Below are 830 nucleotides of genomic sequence, written 5' to 3' on the forward strand. Positions count from 1 at the left end.
GACGGAATTCTTTATTTGGAGCGGGCAAGAAGAAGCCACGTTCCAAAAGATCAATGGCGTGGCTTTAAGCTGAGCGAAAAGCCTTTGTCAGATGAGTTTGGCGTTGTCAGCTACTTCAAAGAAAAAGGCCGTTATTACGTTGCCATCCCGTATAAGATCAAGGCTGAGGATGTTAAGCTGCTAGGCAAAACAGGCAAAGCTACCGCGGTTGACGTCAATGTTGGTCACTTTGATTATACGGGAGGTCGGGTGAACGTACTGCCTAAGAAGCTTGATAGAATTTATAAAAAAATCAAGCACTATCAAAGGCAGCTTGCCAAAAAAAGAGTCAAAAATAGAGAAGCTGCTTGCGAAAGCAAGAACTACTTGAAGACGAAAGCCAAGCTTCAAGCTTGCTATCGCAAGGCTGGCGATATCCAAAACGACTTGATGCAGAAGTTTACGACTAAACTGGTTAATGACTACGACAAGATCGTGATCGAAAATCTGTCGGTTAAGGGCATGTTGATGAGCCACGTAGCTTCGAAGGGTGTTCACCGGTCGATGTTTGGCAAATTTAAGCAGATCTTGACCTACAAGTGCGATTGGTACGGTAAGGAACTTATTCTGGCGAATAAGCTGTACCCGTCTACTCAGCGTTGTGCGGCTTGTGGTAATGTCAAAAAAGGTGATGACAAGATCACTCTTTACGGAAACAAGAAACATGGTACTAAACACAATGAGTACGTCTGCTATAACGAAAAATGCCCGAACTATGGCATAGTCGTAGATCGGGACAAGAATGCGATGCTTAGCCTTCTAGCGCTGGTTGAGCATCCAGAATTAAATCA

1 protein-coding gene is annotated in these 830 nt (G+C 44.1%); it reads left to right on the plus strand.

Annotation, left to right across the window (positions count from 1 at the left end):
• The coding region (locus lacNas_RS01030) for an RNA-guided endonuclease InsQ/TnpB family protein (protein WP_201346508.1) at positions 1-830 on the plus strand (830 nt) is incomplete at both ends.

Source organism: Lactobacillus nasalidis (genome assembly GCF_016587775.1).
GTDB classification, from domain to species: domain Bacteria; phylum Bacillota; class Bacilli; order Lactobacillales; family Lactobacillaceae; genus Lactobacillus; species Lactobacillus nasalidis.